The sequence below is a fragment of the Pseudomonas fuscovaginae SE-1 genome (assembly GCF_000364705.1).
Classification (GTDB): Bacteria; Pseudomonadota; Gammaproteobacteria; order Pseudomonadales; family Pseudomonadaceae; genus Aquipseudomonas; species Aquipseudomonas fuscovaginae_A.
The window spans coordinates 1-659 of the sequence record NZ_AQOH01000301.1 but is presented as its reverse complement, the minus strand read 5'-3'; the positions used below and the strand labels follow the sequence as shown (position 1 = coordinate 659).

Genomic DNA, 659 nt, shown 5'->3' with positions numbered 1-659 from the left:
AGAGTTGCAGGGATAACTTCGCCTACAATTATCCCAATAACAATTGAGTCAATGGAGGTTGGTGCAAGAGATTTTCGCTCGGTTACTTATAAGTGCGTTCTCTCAAATGATAGGACTTATGTGGCAGTAAATGATTTCATGGCTAGAAATGGAGAGGGGTGGCTCCATATATCAATATCAAGTAACGCTGATGATGAAATTAAAGGAATAAGCAGAGGGCGATTTTGTCGATATGTCATCCAGCGGACTGCTCAGTTGCTGGAAAATGGAGAGGTTAATGACACTTTTGCCAACTCAATTGATGAGCTGCTTAGCCCTAAGCGCCCGCCATGGAGCAGATTACAGTTCCCAGGATACGCGCACGGAATTACTAGGCCAAATGAAATTATTGCTGCATCGCTTGGGGCAGAGATAAATCTAGATAAAGCTTTGGGGGCGCATCGCCTTGATGATTATATACCAGCAGTAACAAAGTCGTGCAAAGCCATCATGAGTTTGCGAAGGAAGCTGGCAGCAGGAGCACCCATTGAAAATTCAATATGCCTCACAACTGAGCCAATAATCTGGCATCTGTACAAGGCTAATGTAGATAAAGAGCTCTTTGGTGAGCTGGCTGAAAGTAAAGATGTGATCGCCGCATTACGCCGACTTGTTAAGTC

Annotated in this window: 1 protein-coding gene; it reads left to right on the top strand. The window is 44.3% G+C overall.

Features of this window, described 5'->3' with window-relative positions; genetic code table 11:
- Positions 1-120: 120 nt before the first annotated feature.
- The coding region (locus K675_RS33165) for a hypothetical protein (protein WP_232434471.1) at positions 121-659 on the top strand (539 nt) is incomplete at its 3' end.